This is a genomic window from Comamonas sp. 23, assembly GCF_049601575.1.
Lineage (GTDB): Bacteria > Pseudomonadota > Gammaproteobacteria > Burkholderiales > Burkholderiaceae_C > Comamonas > Comamonas squillarum.
The window spans coordinates 569134-588326 of sequence record NZ_CP187127.1; the positions used below are offsets into that span (position 1 = coordinate 569134).

Annotated in this window: 17 protein-coding genes; 8 read left to right on the plus strand and 9 right to left on the minus strand. The window is 66.4% G+C overall.

The window, feature by feature from the left end:
• Positions 1-7: 7 nt before the first annotated feature.
• Complete coding sequence (locus ACPEE1_RS02410; RefSeq protein ID WP_116926801.1) at positions 8-766, minus strand: sulfite exporter TauE/SafE family protein; 759 nt, start codon at positions 764-766, stop codon at positions 8-10.
• Between the two features lie 526 nt (positions 767-1292).
• A complete protein-coding gene (locus tag ACPEE1_RS02415; RefSeq protein ID WP_423935080.1) occupies positions 1293-2975 on the minus strand; it encodes a GMC family oxidoreductase in 1683 nt (560 codons plus the stop codon).
• A gap of 295 nt (positions 2976-3270) precedes the next feature.
• Between ACPEE1_RS02415 and ACPEE1_RS02420 the strand changes: the two genes are divergently transcribed.
• From ACPEE1_RS02420 to ACPEE1_RS02440, 5 genes are read left to right on the plus strand one after another with little or no spacing between them, the layout of a single operon-like run.
• On the plus strand, positions 3271-4395 hold the full coding sequence (locus ACPEE1_RS02420; protein ID WP_423935082.1) for an MlaE family ABC transporter permease: 1125 nt from the start codon (positions 3271-3273) through the stop codon (positions 4393-4395).
• A gap of 2 nt (positions 4396-4397) precedes the next feature.
• Complete coding sequence (locus ACPEE1_RS02425) at positions 4398-5225, plus strand: ABC transporter ATP-binding protein (protein ID WP_116926804.1); 828 nt, start codon at positions 4398-4400, stop codon at positions 5223-5225.
• A 2-nt stretch (positions 5226-5227) separates the two neighbouring features.
• Positions 5228-6193, plus strand: coding sequence for an MlaD family protein (locus tag ACPEE1_RS02430; protein ID WP_182344031.1), 966 nt, complete (start codon positions 5228-5230; stop codon positions 6191-6193).
• A gap of 10 nt (positions 6194-6203) precedes the next feature.
• Positions 6204-6887, plus strand: a complete 684-nt coding sequence (locus ACPEE1_RS02435; protein ID WP_260718437.1) for an ABC-type transport auxiliary lipoprotein family protein — start codon at positions 6204-6206, stop codon at positions 6885-6887.
• Between the two features lie 14 nt (positions 6888-6901).
• A complete protein-coding gene (locus ACPEE1_RS02440; RefSeq protein ID WP_182344029.1) occupies positions 6902-7525 on the plus strand; it encodes a hypothetical protein in 624 nt (207 codons plus the stop codon).
• Between the two features lie 70 nt (positions 7526-7595).
• Here the strand turns inward: ACPEE1_RS02440 and ACPEE1_RS02445 are convergent, their stop codons facing one another.
• The 6 genes from ACPEE1_RS02445 to ACPEE1_RS02470 all read right to left on the minus strand — a co-directional run bounded on the left by ACPEE1_RS02445 (position 7596) and on the right by ACPEE1_RS02470 (position 13546).
• Positions 7596-7793 (minus strand): hypothetical protein, encoded by a 198-nt coding sequence (locus ACPEE1_RS02445; RefSeq protein WP_116926807.1) that lies wholly within the window; start codon positions 7791-7793, stop codon positions 7596-7598.
• Positions 7790-9211, minus strand: coding sequence for a cell envelope integrity protein CreD (gene creD, locus ACPEE1_RS02450; protein WP_116926808.1), 1422 nt, complete (start codon positions 9209-9211; stop codon positions 7790-7792). The genes ACPEE1_RS02445 and creD overlap by 4 nt, the downstream gene beginning before the upstream one ends.
• Positions 9212-9321: 110 nt before the next feature.
• Entirely contained in the window at positions 9322-10794 is a 1473-nt protein-coding gene (gene creC / locus ACPEE1_RS02455; RefSeq protein WP_423935086.1) for a two-component system sensor histidine kinase CreC, read from the minus strand.
• Positions 10795-10803: 9 nt separating this feature from the next.
• Complete coding sequence (gene creB, locus ACPEE1_RS02460; RefSeq protein WP_116926810.1) at positions 10804-11520, minus strand: two-component system response regulator CreB; 717 nt, start codon at positions 11518-11520, stop codon at positions 10804-10806.
• Between the two features lie 25 nt (positions 11521-11545).
• The gene (locus tag ACPEE1_RS02465) at positions 11546-12292 is read right to left on the minus strand and encodes an SDR family oxidoreductase (protein ID WP_182344023.1); all 747 of its coding nucleotides are present in this window, start codon (positions 12290-12292) and stop codon (positions 11546-11548) included.
• A gap of 372 nt (positions 12293-12664) precedes the next feature.
• Positions 12665-13546 carry a helix-turn-helix transcriptional regulator gene (locus ACPEE1_RS02470; protein WP_116926812.1) on the minus strand — a complete coding sequence of 294 codons (882 nt, stop codon included), beginning with the start codon at positions 13544-13546 and terminating at the stop codon, positions 12665-12667.
• A gap of 129 nt (positions 13547-13675) precedes the next feature.
• Here ACPEE1_RS02470 and ACPEE1_RS02475 point away from each other — a divergent pair, with 129 nt between their 5' ends.
• From ACPEE1_RS02475 to ACPEE1_RS02485, 3 genes are all read left to right on the plus strand, one after another.
• On the plus strand, positions 13676-14893 hold the full coding sequence (locus ACPEE1_RS02475) for an MFS transporter (RefSeq protein ID WP_423935088.1): 1218 nt from the start codon (positions 13676-13678) through the stop codon (positions 14891-14893).
• Between the two features lie 56 nt (positions 14894-14949).
• Positions 14950-15642, plus strand: coding sequence for a dienelactone hydrolase family protein (locus ACPEE1_RS02480; protein WP_423935090.1), 693 nt, complete (start codon positions 14950-14952; stop codon positions 15640-15642).
• Positions 15643-15787: 145 nt separating this feature from the next.
• Positions 15788-17839 (plus strand): bifunctional 2',3'-cyclic-nucleotide 2'-phosphodiesterase/3'-nucleotidase, encoded by a 2052-nt coding sequence (locus ACPEE1_RS02485; protein WP_423935092.1) that lies wholly within the window; start codon positions 15788-15790, stop codon positions 17837-17839.
• 49 nt (positions 17840-17888) lie between these two features.
• On the opposite strand, the gene ACPEE1_RS02490 is transcribed toward ACPEE1_RS02485, so the two are convergent.
• On the minus strand, positions 17889-19136 hold the full coding sequence (locus ACPEE1_RS02490) for a magnesium transporter CorA family protein (protein ID WP_409935207.1): 1248 nt from the start codon (positions 19134-19136) through the stop codon (positions 17889-17891).
• Between the last annotated feature and the right edge of the window lie 57 nt (positions 19137-19193).

Here is a 19193-nt window from a genome sequence, read left to right on the forward strand (position 1 = left end):
CCGGTTTCTAGCGCAAGAACGCGTCGTAGCCGGTCTTGAGGATCAGTGCCGCCACGACGACGATGAACATGCCGCGCACAAAGCCCGAGCCTTTTTTCAAGGCCATCCAGGTGCCCAGCATGCTGCCCAGGATGTTGGCTGCGGCCAGCGGAATCGCGAAGTGCCACCAGACATGGCCCTTGGCGGTGAACAGGATCAGCGCCGCGATATTGGTGGCGATGTTGAGGATCTTGGCGCTGGCCGAGGCATTCAGGAAGTCATAGCCCAGCCAGCGCACCATCAGGAAGACGAAGAAGCTGCCGGTGCCCGGGCCAAAGAAGCCGTCGTAGAAGCCGATGGTGGCCCCAATGGCCGAGGCCACCCAGGCTTCGGCGCGGCCGCTGTAGCGCGGCGCATGGGTCTGGCCCAGCTGCTTTTTGTACAAGGTGTAGGCCAGCACGGCAACCAGGATGACCGGCAAGGCCTTGCGCAGCATGCTGGGGTCGACCACGGTGACCGCCCAGGCTCCCAGCAGCGAGGCCACAAACCCGGCGCCTGCGGCCGGTGCAATGGCGGCCCAGCGCATGTCCACCCGCTTGGCGTACTGGCGCGCCGAGATCAAGGTGCCCCAGACGCCGGCGCTCTTGTTGGTGCCCAGCAAGGTGGCCGGCGGCGCAGAGGGGAAAGCGCCAAACAGCGCGGGCACCAAAATGAGGCCGCCACCACCGACGACCGCATCCACAAAGCCCGCGAACATCGACGCGAAGGTAACGAAGATCCATTCCATGGGGCGAGATTGTCGCATCGCCGCGTGGGGTGCAGCACCGTACCAGGGCCGCTAAATGCAGCGCTGCCAGCGGAACAGAAGGGGCGGTGGTGCCAGGCCGTGATGGGCTGGCCGGCGGGTGCGGGTGCGGAGGCGGGCGGCGGCGAATGCGGCGCCAGAAAAACAAAAGCGCCCGAAGGCGCTTTGAAGGAGCATCTCATTTTTATTGATGCTTTTTATAAATGTTCGAATTGTAGAGATGTCTCCTCGGTCCTCTCGCAGAGCACTGTTTCAGTGCCTCGAGTGCCTCTACTATAGGTCATCGCACCTGCATGGTGCATTGGGATTTACCCCAAAGGTAACTGATTTGGTGCAGATTGCAGGATGCGACCGATTTCTGCCCCTTTCCTGCGCCCAGCCGCCCCATAACGGCAAAAAATGAGACAAAACTGCCGTTTCAGGGCGTGTTGGGCGCTTGATTGCCCTTGAAGAGGGCAGGGTCAGTGCGGTGGGCGCGGTAACCGCGCTGAAACTCTGCGGCGCACCATCATGGCCCATGGCTGGCGCGTATCCACTCCGAGGCCCGCTCGGCCAGCATCAAGGTCGGCGAGTTGGTGTTGCCGCTGGTGATCGTGGGCATGGCGCCAGCATCGACCACGCGCAGGCCCCGCACGCCGCGCACGCGCAGCTCGCTGTCGAGCACGGCCATTGGGTCGTGGTCCGCGCCCATCTTGGTGGTGCCCACCGGGTGGAAGATGGTGGTGGCGATATCGCCGGCTAGGCGCGCCAGATCCTCATCGCTTTGGTACTGCGCGCCGGGCTTCCACTCTACCGGCTGGTACTTGGCCAACGCGGGCTGCGCGGCGATGCGGCGGGTCACGCGCAGGCTGTCGGCTGCGACCTGGCGGTCCTCGGCGGTGGACAGGTAGTTGGGTGCGATCGCCGGCGCAGTGCGGAAATCCGCGCTCTTGATCTGCACGGTGCCGCGGCTCGTGGGGTTGAGGTTGCAGACGCTGGCGGTGAAGGCAGGAAAGCTGTGCAGCGGCTGGCCAAAGGCGTCGAGCGACAGCGGCTGCACGTGGTACTGGATATTGGGGTGGGGCTGGCTGGCGCTGCTGCGGGTGAAGGCGCCCAGTTGCGAAGGCGCCATGCTCATCGGGCCGCTGCGCTTGAGCAGGTATTCCAGCCCGATCTGGGCCTTGCCCCAGAGGTTGCTGGCCAGCACGTTCAAGGTGGGCGCGCCATCTATCTTGAAGACCGAGCGGATCTGCAGGTGGTCCTGCAGATTGGCGCCGACGCCGGGCAGGTCATGCTGCACGGCAATGCCATGCTGCTGCAGCAAGGCGCCGGGCCCGATGCCCGACAGCTGCAGGATCTGTGGCGAGTTGATGGCGCCCGCGCTCAGTACCACCTCCTTGTCGGCCTTGACGATGGTCATCTCGGTGCCGGTCCAGACCTCCACCCCGGTGCAGGCGAGCTGGCCGTCGGCCTGGCGCTCCAGCACTAGGCGCGAGACCTGGGCATTGGTCCACATCTCGAAGTTGGAGCGGCCGTAGCAGGTGGGGCGCAAAAAGGCCTTGGCGGTGTTCCAGCGCCAGCCGCTTTTCTGGTTGACCTCGAAGTAGCCCACCCCTTCGTTGCTGCCCCGGTTGAAGTCCTCGGTGGCGGGGATGCCCGCTTGCTGGGCGGCTTGCGCAAAGGCATCCAGAATGTCCCAGCGCAGGCGCTGCTTCTCGACACGCCACTCGCCGGTGCTGCCGGTGCGGCGGTTGCCATGCCACTGCGCAAAGCTGGGGCTGGTCTCGCCTTCCTGGTCCAGGCGCCAGTGGTCTTCATGGCGCTTGAAGTAGTTCACCGTGTCGTTCCAGCGCCAGCGGGCGTCGCCGGTCAGCTCGGCCCAGTGGTCGTAGTCGCGCGACTGGCCGCGCATGTAGATCATGCCGTTGATGCTGGAGCAGCCGCCCAGCGTCTTGCCGCGCGGGTAGAGCAGGCTGCGCCCGTTGAGCCCGGCATCGGGCTCGGTCTTGTACAGCCAGTCGGTGCGCGGGTTGCCGATACAGTACAGGTAGCCCACGGGGATGTGGATCCAGTGGTAGTCATCGCGCCGGCCCGCCTCGATCAGCAGCACCCGGTTGTGGGTTTTGGCGCTGAGGCGGTTGCACAGCAGTGCGCCCGCCGTGCCTCCCCCGATGACGATGTAGTCGAAACTTGTGTTGTCTCCAGATTGCATGTGCGGTCTTTTTCTCATTGGGAGTATGGGGCTCCCTCGGTCCATCGAATCGGCAAGTTTGTGAGCAGTATGCCGGGCTTGCCAAGCGGGAAAACCAATGCCCTGTCACCCATCGCGCCTACTGCCTGCCCGTGGCCGCCCAGCGTGGTGTAGATGCCGCACAAGCGTGGCTCGGCGATGCCTTCCTACAGCGGCACGCGCTGTGATCGCCAGCCCGCTGGGTGCGCCTGGGTGACAGACCGGCTATAGTGCGAATGGCGTGCGCGCAGGGCGACACGCTTTGTTTTTGGACCCCATGGACGATACAGCCCCTCATCTACAGCAACTTCAGGACGGCAAGCAGCGCTGGGCGCAGCTGCGTGGGCGCTGGGGTGCGGCAGAGCTGGGCCAACGCCCGATGTGGCGCGAGTTGCGCCGCCAGCTCGATGGCGCCGCGCCCAGCGCCGATCAAGGCTGGGACCTCAGTGAGGTGCAGTGGCTCGACCATGTGGGCGCGCAGCTCCTGTGGGACCACTGGGGCCAGCAGTGGCCCGCGCAGCTGCGCACCACCGAGCTGCAGCGCCAGATGCTCGAACGGGTCGCGTCGCTGACGATGGGCTGCCCGCCGGAGACCAAGCTCAACTGGTGGGGCTGGCTGATCCAGCTGGGCCTGGTGCTGCTGGGCTTCATGGCCCATGTGCGCAGCATGGTCGAGATGGTGGGGCAGCTGTTGCTCGATGTGCTGCGCCTCATCAAGAACCCGCTGCGCGGCCCCTGGCGCGATGTATCGGGCCATCTGTATGCGATGGGGGCCACCGCGCTGCCCATCACGGCCCTGGTGGGCTTTTTGATTGGCGTGGTGCTCGCCTACCTGATGTCGCTGCAGCTGCGCCAGTTCGGTGCCGATGCCTTCATCGTCAATATTCTGGGCATCTCGCTGGTGCGCGAGCTGGGCCCCTTGCTGGGCGCCATCTTGGTGGCCGGCCGTACCGGCTCGGCCATTACCGCACAGATCGGCGTGATGCGCGTCAACGAAGAACTCGATGCGATGCAGGTGATGGGCATTGCGCAGGGCTACCGCCTGGTAATGCCGCGCGCGCTGGCGCTGGCGCTGGCGATGCCACTGGTGTCGATGTGGACCACGGTCTGTGCGTTGGTGGGCGGCATGATGGCCGCCGATGCCGCGATGGGCGTATCGCCCGCCTATTTTCTGCAGGCCATGCCCGGCGCGGTCGATATTGCCAACCTCTACCTGGCGCTGGCCAAGTCGGTCACCTTTGGGGTGGCGATTGCGCTGATTGCCTGCCACTGGGGGCTGGAGGTCGAGCCCAACACCCAGAGCCTGGGCCGGGGCACGACCTCGTCGGTGGTGATCTCGATCACGGCCGTGATCGTGCTCGATGCGATCTTTGCGATCGCGTTCCGCAAGGTGGGGTTCTAGCGATGAGCCATGCCATCTCCCAACCCCCCAGCGCGCCGACCAGCGATGAGAAAGTGGTCGATATCCGCAAGCTCTGGACCGTGTTTGGCCAGGGCGACAGGGCCTTTGCGATCCACCAGGACCTGGACCTTACGGTTTATCGGGGCGAGATCCTGACCCTGGTGGGCGGCTCGGGCACCGGCAAATCGGTGCTGCTGCGCCAGATGCTGGGGCTGCTGCACCCGGCCAAGGGCGAGGTGCTGGTGATGGGCCAGCCCGTCAAGGAGCTGAGCCTGCGCGGCGCGGCCTCGCGCATCGGCATGCTGTTCCAGCAGGGCGCGCTGTTCTCGGCCTTCAATGTGCTCGAGAACATCGCGTTTCCGCTCAGCGAGCAGGGCACGCTGCCCAAATCCGTGGTGCATGATGCGGCGATGGTCAAGCTGCAGATGGTGGGCCTCAAGCCCGAGCATGCCACCCGCATGCCCTCTGACCTGTCGGGCGGCATGATCAAGCGCGTGGCGCTGGCCCGTTCGCTGATCATGGACCCGCCCCTCTTGCTGCTCGACGAGCCCACGGCCGGGCTCGACCCCAACAGCTCGGACGAGTTCTGCGCTCTGCTCAAGGACCTGCATGCCGAGCTGGGGCTGACCGTGGTCATGGTCACCCATGACCTCGATACCTTGTTTGCACTGTCCACCCGCGTGGCGGTGCTGGCCGAAAAAAAGGTGATTGTCTCGGGCACACCGGCCGATGTGGTGCAGTTCAAGCACCCCTTTATTGAACATTTCTTCCTGGGTGAGCGTGGACGCCGTGCAATGGCTCCAGTGGCGCTTGGTGGGGTGAAGGAATAGCTATGGAAAACAAATCACACGCACTGGCGGCTGGATTGTTTGTGGTCTTGCTCACGGCGCTGGTCATCTTCCTGAGCCTGTGGATGGGCCGGGACAACACGAACTACATCCGCTATGAACTGTCCACCCGCGAGACCGTCAGCGGCCTGCAGCCGCAGGCGGCGGTGCGCTACAAGGGGGTGGCCGTGGGCCGTGTGACCAAGATAGAGTTCGACCCGGCCCGCGACGGCACGGTGCTGATCATCATTGCGGTCAACGCGGAAGCGCCCATCACGCAAACCACCTACGCGATGCTGGGCTACCAGGGTGTCACGGGCCTGGCCCATATCCAGCTCGATGACGACAACACCGAGACCACGCCGCTGCCCCCCGGCCCCGACGGCATTCCGCGCCTGCGCGTCAAGCCCTCGCCGTTTGGCCAGATTGCCGAGCAGGGGCCCATCATCTTGCAGCAGGTGGAAGACGCGACGCGCAAGGTCAACGACCTGCTCAGCGAGGACAACCAGCAGGTGCTGGTGGACAGCATGAAGAGCCTGGGCCAGGCAGCGCAGAGCATGGAGCAGCTGAGCAAGCGCCTGATGGTGACGGTCGACACCAAGCTCGACCCTGCACTCGCCAGCCTTCCTGCCATCGCGCAGGATACGCGCAAGACGCTGGCGGGTATCCAGAAGACCTCCAATGACGTGAGCACGGCAGTGGGCAGCCTGGCGGCCAAGGGCGGCGTGGTGGACCAGATGGGCCAGGCGGTCGAGAAGGTGAGCGACGCGGCCGACAACTTCAACCGCAGCACCTTGCCGGCGATGGGCCGCACCATGCATGACGTGGGCTCGGCCGCGCGCCGCATGGGCGATACGGCCGATGCATTCAAGAACAACCCGCAGTCTCTGATTTATGGCAGCTCCAATGCGCTGCCGGGCCCTGGCGAGCCAGGTTTTGTAGCCCCTGCCGCCGCAGGCAGCGGCCGATAGGATGGATGCCATGATTTCTACTTCCCTGCGTGCACCATGGGGCCGCCGCCTGCAAGGCGCAGGCCGTGCAGCCCTGGTGGCTGCATCCGTGGCGGTGCTGGCCGCTTGCTCGGCCCTGCCGCAAAAGCCCCAACCCGTCGCCCGTTATGACTTTGGCCCGACAGCCGCGCCGGTCTCACCCAGCGCGGCAGCTGCCGGCGCCGAGCCGCTGGTGCTGGCCAATGTGCGCGCCGCGGGCGTGCCCGATGCCAGCGCCGCCATCTACTACCGCCTGGCCTATGCCGATGTGCGCGAGCTGCGGCCCTACACCCAGGCCAGCTGGGTGCTGCCGGCCATGCAGCTGATCCAGCAGCGCATGCGCGATGTGCTTAGTGGCCAGCGCGCCGTCGTGCTCGATGACGATGGCGCCACCCAGCTGCTGCGCAAGAGCGGTTACCCGGCGATGCTGCGCCTCGAAGTGGTGGATTTCAGCCAGGTCTTCGACTCGGCCCAGTCGAGCCAGGGCGTGCTGCGCCTGCGCGCCACTCTGAGCGAAATCACCCCCAAGGGGGAGCGTTGGCTGGCCCAGCAGGTGTTCCAGGCCCAGCAACCCGCCGCCAGCGCCGATGCGGCTGGTGCCGCCGCCGCATTGGCCTCGGCCACGGACCAGGTGGCCCAGCAGCTCGATACCTGGCTGCGCCAACAAAACCGCTGATGGGCGGCGCAGTGATGCGCCCGCTGTGGCGCCTGGCCGCTGCCTGGGTGATAGGCGCCGTGGCCGTGCTGCCGCTGTTGGCAGCCGCGATGGATGACGATGCCTACCGCGAGGCGGTGGCACAGCTCGATGCCCGCGCAGACAAAGCCCTGGCGCATTGCAAGCGCCTGGCCACCGGCTCGGCGGCGCAGCGCCGCTGCACCGCCGAGGCCCAGACCCAGCACGAGGTCGACGCCGCCCAGCTGCAGGCGCGCCGCCACCCCAGCGGCAACAACCGCTTCAAGGCGCTGGCCGCCCAGGTGAACCGCCGCTATGCGCTGGCGGTCGAGGACTGCAAGACCGGCCATGCCGGCAACGACAAGGACAGCAAGAGCGCGCAGCAGGAGTGCCTGCGCGGGGCCAAGCAACAGCGCGCAGCCGGCATCCAGGAGGCCCACCAGCAGGCGGCCAGCGAGGTGTCCATCTTCACGCCACCCAAGAGCGAGGCCGAGCGCCAGCGCGAAGCCGATCTGGACACCGCCATCCGCAAGTGCGACAGCCTGCTGGGCGACGCCAATGTGCAGTGCGTGCGCGGCCTGTCGCCGGAAGCTCGCTTGCGCGCCATCAGCCGGGGCAGCGGCGTACCGCCTGCCAAATAGGCTCTCATTTTTAAAAAAGCAACAAGGCCGCCCGAGGGCTGCCTTGTTGCGTTGGGGTGTGAATAGGCGTTCAGAACCGCTGCTGCGCCAGTAACAGCGAGCAGCGCAGCCGCAGCCACATCAGGCGCCGGGCATTGGCCTGCAACGGCAGCTGGCTGCCGCGCTCCAGCCACTGGTCACGCAGCGCGCGCAACTGGCTGCGGCTCATCTGGTGCTGGGCCTGGCGCCATTGCTGGCGCTGTTGATCCATGCGGGTGTCGGTGTTCATGCGCTCTCCTGGGTGCGTGGGCCAAAAGTCTTGGAGGCTGGGGTGGGAACTGGCTCGGGGGCGTCGCCTTTGCCAAACGCATACCAGTCGACCTTGCGGGTGGCCACCATCACGATCGCCAGCACGGCGAACAGCGCGAGCGAGCCGACGGCCAGCGCGGTTTGTTCGAGCTGCAGCAGCACAAACAACAGGCCATACATCACTGCGATCAGCGCGGCAAACGGCAGGCCGCGCCGCAGGCTGCCCAGGATGTGGCTGGCATAGTAGCCCAGCAGCAGCACGCAGGCGCCCGCGCCAATGGCATAGGCCTGGCTGAAGCCCAGGTGCTCGGACAGGCTGATCAGGAGCAGGAAGAAAATGCACAGCGCCGAGCCCACCAGCAGGTACTGCACCGGGTGTACGCGCAGCTTTTTGAGCACCTCGAACATGGCCACGGCGACAAAGGTCAGCACGACAAAGAGCAGGCCGTACTTGGTGGCACGGTCGCTCAGGCTATAGGGGTTGACCGGGTCGATGAAGCTGGTGCCAAACTGCTCCAGGCACTGGCTTTCGTCGGAGGCATGGGCGTAGGTGGTGTCGGGCGTGCCCAGGCTGCACAGCGAGCGCTCCTGCACAAAGGCCTGGCGCGCCGATGAGGCCAGCGCCGGGATGCTCCAGCTGGCGTTGAAGCCCTGGTCGCTGATCTCGCGGCTGAGCGGCAGAAAGTTGCCACCAAACGAGGGATGGGGCCAGTCGGCCTGCATGCTGACCTGGTTGGTGCCGCCCAGCGGCACAAAGGCCAGGCGCTCGGTGCCCATCAACTGCAGCAGCACGACCACTTCGATGGCGCTGCTGTCGTTGCCACTGGCAGCAGTCATAGGCTTGGTCTGCAGGCCCCGGGTGTAGACGCCGTGGCCGGTGCCTGGCTCCAGCGGCAGCGGCTTGCCATCGACCTGCAAAGTCGCACTGCGGATGCCGCGCGGATCGCTGAGCGGCAGGACCAGGCGCGGCGCATCGCAGTGGCGCACGGCACCGCCCTCGGGCTTGCCTTGCAGCTGGTTGCCGGGCGCAAAGCGGGCCACCAGCTTGTCGTGCATGAGGAAGGTGTTGACCTGGTAGAGGCCGCGCGCGCGCGGCTGCATCTCGGCCCGCGTCTGGTGGCTGATCTCATCGGGCAGCGCGTAGCGCTGAAAGCTGACCAGGCGGGTCTCCACACGCCCCTCGCTGTCCTTGCCGCTCACTTCACGGCTGCAGCGCTGGGCCAGCACCGGGCCAAACAGGGTCTGCGACCCTGCGGTGCTGTTGACCACGCTTTGTACCGCGCGGTCGCGGTTGTAGATGCGGTCGCGCACCACATCGCTGATCATCATTAGCGCCACCAGCAAAAGCGCCATAGTGATGGCCAGGCTCAGGGCCTTTTGCACCAGTCTGTTTTTCATGCATTCCTCGTTGCTCTGTGTATCGGTGCGGCGAGTGTCTGCGGCCCCGGTGAGCCGAGCATGAAGTCTGTGAAGGCAGTGTGAAGTGCAGCGGCTTGCGGCGGAAGTGCTCAGTCCTGGGCCGAGAAATCAAGGCTGGCGCGCAGGCCCGGATGGGTATTGGCAAACTGCAGCCGGCCGCCATGGAGCAGCATGATGCGCTGCACGATGGACAGGCCCAGCCCGCTGCCACTGCGCTCGCCGTTGGGGCGCGGCGTGGTGAAAAAGCGCTCGCCCAGGCGGAGCAGCAGGCTGGCCGGCACGCCCGGGCCGCAGTCCTGCACGGCCAGGCGCTGGGGCGCCAAGGTCAGCACGATCTGGCTGTGGGCAGGCGAGAAATCCAGCGCATTGGCCAGCAGGTTGCTGATCGCCAGCGTGACCAGGGCCGCATCCCAGGCGCCCTGGCTGTCATCGCCTTGCAGTACCAGCTGTATGCCTTTTTGCGAGGCCGTGGCCTGCAGCTGCGCGATGGCCTGCTCGGCGCAGGCGCGCAGGCTGGTGTGCTGGCTGACCGTAGCCAGCGCGCTGCGCTGCTCCAGCTGGCTCAGCTGCATCAGCTGGTCGATCAGGTTTTGCAGGCGCAGGCTCTGGTCCACCACCTGCTGGGCAAACATCGCGCGGTCGGCGGCGGGCAGCTCGTCCTGCAGCAGCTCACCCGCGCCCCGGATGGCGGCGACCGGGCTCTTGAGCTCATGCGTGAGGGCGCGCACATAGCCTTCGATGTAGTCGCGCCCCTCCAGGCGCCGGCGCATCGAATCCATGGCCTGGGCCAGGTCGCCCAGCTCGCCGGGGACATTGGGCACCTCGGGTGTCTTGGGCGCGCGGGTGATGCGGCTGCCTTGCGCCTCCTGCAAGGTGGGGCCCTGCACCTGCTGGGCATAGCTGCGCAGCTTGCGCACCTGTACCACCAGCCACCAGGTGATGGCAAAGCCGACGGTCGCCGACAGCAGCAAAAACAGCACACCGCCGCGCAGCATCTTGCTTTCGCTGCTGTCGATGATGCTTTGCACCGCGTTGGCCGGCTTGGAGACGGTGAGCACGCCCAGGATGGTGCCGCCCTGCACGACGGGCGCGGAAACATACATGACGCTGGTGGCCTCGTCGGTGGCCACTTCGCGCGAGGTGCGGGCGCCGTATTCGCCGCGCAAGGTGAGCGCCACATTGCGCCAGCGGGAGTAGTCGGCCCCCACATCCAGCCCTGCCGAATCGAACAGCACGCGCCCCTGGGCATTGGTCACGGTCACGCGCAGGTCGAGTGCGGCCTTGCGCGTGTCCCAGATCCACACCCGCAGCGGCTGCTGGAAGGCGGCCTGCACCTGCTGGGCAAAGCGGCTGGTGCTGCTGCCGCTACCGCTGCCCAGCTTTCCATCGGCCAGGTCATCGCTGGCCTGCGCGGCCAGCAAGTAGGCGGTCTCGACCAGCGTGTCTTCGGTCACCTTGCGCACGCTGGGCTTGATCTCGGCCATGAACACGCGCAGCACAAAAAAGGCCGCCAGCCCGTTGATCAGGAAGAACGCAAACAGCAGGCGGATCCCCAGACGCATGGCCGGTCCTCAGTCGCCATCGCGCAGGCTGTAGCCCATGCCGCGGTGCGTGGTGATGAAGTCGCGGTCGGCCACCACGGCGCGCAGCTTGGCGCGCAGGGTCTTGATGTGGGTGTCCACCGTGCGGTCGGTGCTGTCGCTGTGCAGGCCCCAGACGGCATCGAGCAGATGGTTGCGGCTGAGGATGCGGCCCTGCGCGGCCAGCAGGCTGCTGAGCAGCTGGAACTCGCGCCGCGTCAGATCCAGCAGCACGCCCTGCAGGCGCACGCACTGGCCGGCCTCGTCGAGCTGGAAGGCAGCACTGGCGGCATGGGGCGGGGCGCTGCTGGCGCTGGCCGGCGCCAGCGTAAATTGCTGGGCGCGGCGCAGCAGTGCGCGGGTGCGGGCCACCAGCTCGCGCGGGCTGAAGGGCTTGCTCAGGTAGTCATCGGCGCCCAGCTCCAGGCCCAGCACCCGGTCGACTTCTTCGCCCCGGGCGCTGAGCACCAGGATGGGCGCGGGCGAGCCAGCAACGCGCAGCTGGCGGCACCAGTCCAGGCCATTGCCATCGGGCAGGCCCACATCGAGCAGCAGCGCATCAAAGTGGCCACTGGCCCACTGCGCGCGGGCATCGGCCAGCAACAGGCTGTGGGTGCAGCCGATGCCATCGCGCTCGAGCGCATAGCAGACGGTGCGGGCAATGGCTGGATCGTCTTCCAGCAGCAGAACATGGGGAGCAGGGCGCATGGTGGGTTCCGTCAGAACGGGCGGCCTAGCGGCCGCCTCCGGCATCGATGAAGGATCCGGTGCAGTAGCTGCTGTGCTCGGACATCAGCCAGTAGATGGCCTGGGCGATTTCGTCTGCGGTGCCGCCGCGCCCCAAGGGCACGCCTGCCGACAGCCGCTGCACGCGGTCGGGCTGGCCGCCGCTGGCGTGGATGTCAGTCTCGATCAGGCCCGGGCGCACGCCATTGACGCGGATGCCTTGCGCGGCCACCTCATGGGCCAGGCCCAGGGTCATCGTGTCGATAGCGGCCTTGGACGCCGCATAGTCCACATACTGGTGGGCCGAGCCCAGGCAGGCGGCGCGGCTCGAGACATTGACGATGCTGCCGCCCGCGCCGCCTTCGGCGGTGCTCATGCGGCGCACCGCCTCGCGGGCGCAGAGAAAGCTGCCCAGCACATTGATGTCGAACATGCGTCGCCAGCGCGCCATGTCCATATCCTGCAGGCGCTGGGCGCGGTCCACCACGCCGGCGTTGTTGACCAGCCCCGTGATGCGCCCCAGCTCGCTGTCCACGCGCGCAAACATCGCCAGCACCTGGCCCTCGTCGGCCACATCGGCCTGCACGGCGATGGCGCGGCGGCCCAGGGCCTGCACCGCCTGCACCACGGCCTGGGCCGCAGCTTCATTGCTGCTGTAGTTCACGGCCACATCCCAGCCATGCTGGGCGGCCAGGACGGCGGTGGCGGCACCGATGCCACGGCTGGCACCAGTGATAAGGACGATTGAGGTCATGGCATGTCGGCTCGCAAAAGAGGCCCTATCTTAGAACCTGTTCAAAGTCACTACGTAACCGCGTTGGAGTGCAATCGGGATGAGTTCGAAGGGATGGAACGCAGCTTGCACCGGGGTGCAAGGAAGGGCCAGCGCGCAGAAATCGCCCGATTTCACTCCAACCCTTCGGGACAGTGGCTTTGCGGGCGCCCGGCTAGGGCCGCCCGGGCAGGGGCGGTCTGCGGCGTTGCAGCGCTTGCCAATAGCTGGCTATTGGCTGCGCACTGCGCCTAGCATCCCATCCCGCAAAGACACTGTCGCAGCGCGAGGAGACTTTGAACAGGTTCTTAGGCGAGCTTGCGGCCGCTGCCCACTGTGCTGCCCAGGTCGCATTCAAGGCGCGGGCAGCGCGGCCAGCCGGTCCAGCGCCTCGGCGTCCTGGTCGCTGACGGGCAGGTAGACCACCATGCGCATGCCGTTGCGCGGGGCCGACCACCAGTAGGTCTGGCGCAGATGGATGATGCCCAGCGTAGGGTGGTCAAAGGTCTTTTCGTTGTTCTCGGGGCTGCGCACCTGGTAGCGCTCCCAGGCATGGCGGAAGACCTCGGAGTGCCTGAGAAAGTAGTCCAGCCGCTGTGCAATGGCTGGATCGCCGCTTTGCTGGGTGGAGGCCGCCCGGAACATCGCCACCATGCGCTCAATGGCCTGGGGCTCGTGGCGCACCACGCGCTGCCACTGGGGGTTGAACAGGTTCATGTGCAGGCAGTTGCGCTCCAAGGCAGGCAACTGCTGCAGCGACACGCCCATTAGCCGCTCATAGGCGGCATTGGCGGCCAGCAGGTCAAAGGCCGCGCTTTGCATCTGGGCGGGGTAGGGCAGCAGCTTGTCGAGCAGCTGCATGTGCAGCGCACCCGGGGCGTCGTCGGCGGAGGGTGCAGCCTGGTCGAGCTTGATGCCCGCCAGCGCCAAGAGGTGGCGCAGTTCGTCGTCATTGCATTGCAGCGCCCGGGCAATGGCCTCGATCGCCTGGCGCGACGGTTGCACCTCGCGGCCCTGTTCGAGCTTGGTGTACCAGGTCACGCCAATGCCGGCGAGCTGGGCGACCTCTTCGCGCCGCAGGCCCGGGGTGCGCACCCGGCCGTGGCGCGCCAGGCCCATGGCGTCGGCCGACAGGCTCTCGCGCCGCGCGCGCAGAAAGTGGCCCAGCTCCTGCGAGCGGACAGAGGCCGCGACAGCAGGCGGGTCATGGGGTGGGGGGGCTGCAAACAATGTCATGGGGCGCTAGTCTCGCGGTCAATGGTGCAGTGCAGTATAGGCCTTTCAAGCCTAGGCTAAGCAGAATCTTGTACCAGTCTAAAAAACATAACACACTGGCGCCCTGTTTATTTTCAGGCGCAGACTCCCATGCGAAGAATCACTGCTGACAACGCCACATTCGGCGTTTTTCTGGCCTTTTTGCTGATCCCGCTCTCGGGCATCGGCACCGATATCTACCTGCCCTCGATGCCCGCCATGGCCCAGAGCCTGGGCGGCACCGCGTCCCAGATCCAGCTGACCTTGACCTTGTTCATCGCCGGCTATGGCCTGGGCCAGCTGGTGGTGGGCGTGCTGCTGGACCGCTTTGGCCGCTGGCGGCCCACGATGGTGGCGCTGGCCCTGTTTGCGCTGTCGAGCGCGGCCATTGCCGTCAGTGACGACATCGTGGTCATCTGCGCGCTGCGCCTGCTGCAAGGCCTGCTGGGCGCGGTCGCCGTGGTGGGCAAGCGCACCTTTTTTGTCGATGTGTTCCGGGGCTCGGCACTGCAGCGCTACCTGACCTGGATGACCGTGGTCTGGTCGCTGGGGCCCATCTGCGCGCCTTTTATCGGCGGCTTTGTGCAGACCCATTGGGGCTGGCGCGCCAACTTTGTGGTGCTGGCCGTGTTCTCGGTGGTTGCGCTGGTGCTGGAGCTGCTGGGCGGTGGCGAGACCCTCGCCCAGCCCCAGCCCATCCGGCCGCGTGAAGTGGCCAGCCGGGCCTGGGAGATCATGCGCAACCGCGCCTTTGCGCGCGGCGTGCTCTGCGTCAGCGCTGCGTATGCGATGGTGATGGGCTGGAGCATGGCCTCGCCCTTTATCGTCGAGACCGTGTACCACCGCCCGCCCACGACGACGGGGTCGCTCGCGCTGCTGATGGGCCTGGCCTGGATGGGCGGCGGCTTGATCGCCCGCGCGGCGATGGCGCGCTCGCTGGCGGCCAAGCACCAGGCTGCGCTGTTGGCGATGGCTGGTTTCATCGCACTGCTGGCGCTGACGGCCTGGCTGCCCGCGTCCTGGCCATCGCTGGAAGTGATGGCGGCCGTCGCCTTTTGCATCCATGTGGCAGCGGGCCTGGTGTTCAATATCCACTTCGCCAATGTGCTGTCGATGTTCCCCAAACACGCTGCCTTGTCGGGCGGCATTGCCGGCGGTCTGGCCTTTTTGCTGACCTCGCTGCTCGCGTCCTTGGGCATCCACCTGGTGAACCCGCAGACCGGGTTGGGCCTGGCGGCGGTCTATGGCGGGCTGGCCTTGCTGCTAGCGGCCGCCTGGCTGACGATGCTGGCGCGTCCGGCGCCGGCAGCGGCCTGCGCAACGCCATAATCAACCAGGCCCCCAATCTCGCATCTGTCGAATCTGTTTAGCAAGGAGTGATCGCTATGGGACATTTTGTAGATCTGACCTCGGCCGACGGCCAGGTGTTTCCGGCCTACATCGCCGAGCCTGAAGGCCAGGCGCGCGGCGCCATCGTGGTGGTGCAGGAGATCTTTGGTGTCAATTCGCACATCCGCTCGGTGGCGGACAGCATTGCCCAAAGCGGCTATGTGGCGATTGCGCCGGCCACGTTTGCCCGCATCAAGCCCGGTGTGGACCTGGGCTACAGCGAGGCCGACATGCAAGCCGGCGTGGCCCTGAAGGCCGCTGCCGAAGCGCCTGCGGTGGCGCCCGGTGTGCTGCTGGACCTGCAGGCTGCGATTGATGAAGGCGCACGCCGCAGCGGCGGCAAGGTCGGCATCACCGGCTTTTGCTGGGGCGGTCTGCTGGCCTGGCGCGCAGCCTGTGAGCTCCAGGGCCTGTCGGCCTCGGTGCCGTACTACGGCGGCGGCATGACCACGGGCGAAGAGATCGCGCGCACGCCCAAGTGCCCGGTGATGGCCCATTTTGGCGACAAGGACCACTGGATCTCGCTGGCGTCGGTGGACACTTTCCGCACTGCCCACCCCGAGGCCGAGGTCTATGTCTACGTGGCCGACCACGGCTTCAACTGCGACCAGCGCGGCTCGTACGATGCAGCAGCATCGGCCGCCGCACGGGCGCGCAGCATGGCCTTTTTTGCCAAGCATGTAGGCTGAGCGGTCACTCCCGCTGTGCTCCGCACCAAGCCTTGCCGGCACGCAGCCTGCAAGGCTTTGTTGCATTTTCGGGGGCCGTTCGTAACACCGTCGTCATAGGGGCTGCAGATGATGCGCGCATCGCTCACTTTCAACGATAAGCACCATGCGTATCCCCTTTTTCCGTGCCACCGACCTGCGGATGGCGCCGCTTGCCTTGTCCGCGCTGGCCGCTGCCGCCATGCTGACGGCCTGCGGCGGTGGCGGCTCCAGCAGCACCAAAGCGGCCACGGCCACGTTGGCGGTGCTGGAGACCACCGACCTGCACTTCAACATCCGCAGCTACGACTACTTCAAGCTGGCCGATGACCCCTCGTACGGCTTTGAGCGCACGGCCACCCTGATCCGCCAGGCGCGCAGCGACTATGCCAATACCTTGCTGGTGGACAACGGCGACACCATCCAGGGCACGGCGCTGGCCGACTACGAGGCGCAGGTGGCGCCGATTGCCTGCGACCAGCAGCTGTCGATGTACAAGGCCATGGCAGTGTTCAAGTTCGATGCCGGCACCTTGGGCAACCATGAGTTCAACTATGGCCTGCCCTTTCTCAACCAGGTGCTCGGTGGCGGCCTCCAGGTCGATGGCGTCGATGCCAGCAAGAAGTGCGTGGGCAATGGCTACCCGATGGCGCTGGCCAATGTGATCAGCAGCCAGACCAAGGCCCCGCTGGTGTCGCCCTATGTGGTGCTGGAGCGCGAGATCAGCGGCACCGACAGCGACGGCAAGGCCGTCAAGCTGCCCATCAAGATCGGCGTGATCGGCTTTACCACGCCCGGCATCCTCGGCTGGGACAAGCGCCATCTGGAAGGCAAGGTGCAGGTGACCGGCGCCGTCGAGGCGGCGCAAAAGTATGTGCCCGAGCTGCGCAGCAAGGGTGCGGACATCGTTGTGGCGCTGCTGCACGGCGGCCTGGACGCCTCGGAATACCGCGCCGACATGGAGAACCCGGGCCTCTACCTGAGCCAGGTGGCGGGCATCGATGCGATGGTGATGGGCCACCAGCACAGCGTGTTCCCCGACACGGCCGCGCAACCGGCATTCAGCATGGCCGGTGTCGACAACAAGGCCGGCACCATCAACGGCGTGCCGGCGGTGATGGCCAGCAGCTGGGGCAAGGCGCTGGGCGTGGTGGCGCTGGCGCTGAAGTGGGACGGCAAGGCCTGGAGCGTGGACAAGACGCAGAGCAAGTCGGAGCTGCGCAGCACCACCACCGGCAAGGATGCCGCCGGCAAGACCAGCTATGTCGCCGTCGACAGCAGCATTGCACCGGTGGTGGAGAGCCAGCACCAGGCGGCGATCAGCTATGTGAAGACGCCGGTGGGCCAGACGGACTTTCGCATGGGCACGCAGTTTGCCGATGTGGGCGACCCCGGCGCGATCCAGCTGGTCAACCAGGCGCAGCAGGACTATGTGCAGCGCTATGTGCAGGCCAACCTGCCGCAGTATGCGCAGCTGCCGGTGCTGTCGGTGAGCGCGCCTTTCAAGTCGGGCTTCCAGGGCGGTGGCGATTACACCGATGTGGCCGCCGGCCCGCTGGCGATCTACAACGCGGCCGACCTCTATCTCTACCCCAACACCGTCTACGCGGTAAAGGTGAACGGCGCGCAGATCAAGCGCTGGCTGGAGGCCGCTGCCCAGCGCTTCAACCGCATCGACCCGGCTGCGACCGCAGACCAGTGGCTGATCAGCAGCTTCCCCGGCTACAACTTTGACATGTTCACCACCGCCGACATGCGCTACCAGATCGATGTGACCCAGCCCGTCGGCAGCCGCATCGTGGATCTGCAGTACAAGGGCGCCCCCATCGACCCGGCGCAGGACTTTGTGATCGCCACCAACAACTACCGCGCCACCAGCGGCAAGAGCTTTCTGCCTGAGCTCGATGGCCGCGCCACGATCTATGCCTCGCCCGATGCGAACCGCGATGTGGTGATCTCCTACATCAAGGAGCATCCGCAGATCAGCCGCGCGGCCAACGGCGCTGCCCACAGCTGGCGCTTTGCCAAGACGCCCACTGCCGGCAAGGTGCTGTTCACGTCGGCGGCCAACGCGTTGCCTGTGGCGCAGGCAGCGGGCCTGGCTAATGTCTCGCTGGACAAGGCCGATGACGGCACGGGCACGCAGCGCGCGGTCTACCGCATTGATCTGGGCCAGTAAGCCGTCCAGCAGCGGCGCGCCATGCGCCGCTGCTGGGGGCTGTACAGCGCTATCGGCCCGTGCGGGTCAGGTAGCGTTTGTACGAGAAAAAGCCGATCAGCGCCACCGTGATGAAGGCCATCACGCCCATCGCCCACCAGAAGCCGTCTTCCTTGTGGATGAGCGGGATGAACTCGAAGTTCATACCAAAGATCGCGGCAATCAGGTTGAGCGGCAGGAAGATGGCGGTGATGGTGGTGAGTGTGCGCATGATGTCGTTGGCGCGGTTGCTCTGCACCGAAAAATGCATCTGCACGGCGGTCTCGGTGCTTTGCTCCAGCCGGCGCACATGGTGCACCACGCGCTCGATATGTTCGAGCACATCGCGGCTGCGCACCTTAAGCGCTTCAAGCTCGCGCTGGGCGCTGGGCGCCTCGGGTTGGGGCCAGGTCTCCAGCGCATCGACCCAGTCCTGCACGGCGGCGCGCTGGTCCTCGCAGATCTCGTCGAGCTGGTGCAGGGACAGGCGCGCTTCGAGCAGCGCCTGCCAGTTGGCAATGCGCTTGCGCGGCGACAGCAGCGCGCTTTGCCACTGGTCCAGGTGGCGCGAGAGCTCGCGGCGCAGGTCCAGGTAGTTGTCCACAATGATGTTGACCACGCGCATCATCAGATCGGCCGGGGACATGGGCAGGCGGATGGGCTGCAGGCCGCCCGGCGTGGGGCTGCTGCCGGGGTTGCGAAAGGCCTTGTCCTCGCGCGCCAGGCGCTCTTGCGTGGCATGCGATATCTGGCCCAGGTCGGGCGCGCTGGCATCCTGCGGGGCGGGCGCGCCGGCCTTGGCAAACTGCAGCAGGCGCCGCGCATAGGCGTCGCGCACGGTGCAGTCCTCCGGGTGCACCGACAGCAGCACCCGCTCCCAGGCGGCAAAGCCCACCGGGATGGTGCTGATGTGGGGCGCCTCATTGATGGGCTTGGCAGCGGCGGTGCGGCGGGCGGCGGCCAAGGCGGCGGTGCCCGCCTGCGAGGGGGTGCTGGCCAGGCGCCGTATCACCAGCAGGTCGTACTGCGAGGTGTAATCGTAGTGGGAGGGGAGCTGGGCATTGAGCAGGTCGGAGACATGCAGATCGACCAGCGGCGCGCCGCTGAGCTTTTGCAGCGCCAGCTGCAGGCTGCCCAGCTGCTCGCTGAAGTAGCCGCGCGTGCAGGCCAGCCACAAAAAGCCCTTGTCCGGGAGTTCATAGGGCACGGCGGCCAGTTCGCTGGCCTCGTTGCCGACGATGTGAAAGATGCGGATGCTGCTGGGTGTACTCACCGGAATTCCTCGAACGGTTCAGGCGCAGCATGGCAAAAAAAACGGGCCTGTGCAAGCCCGTTC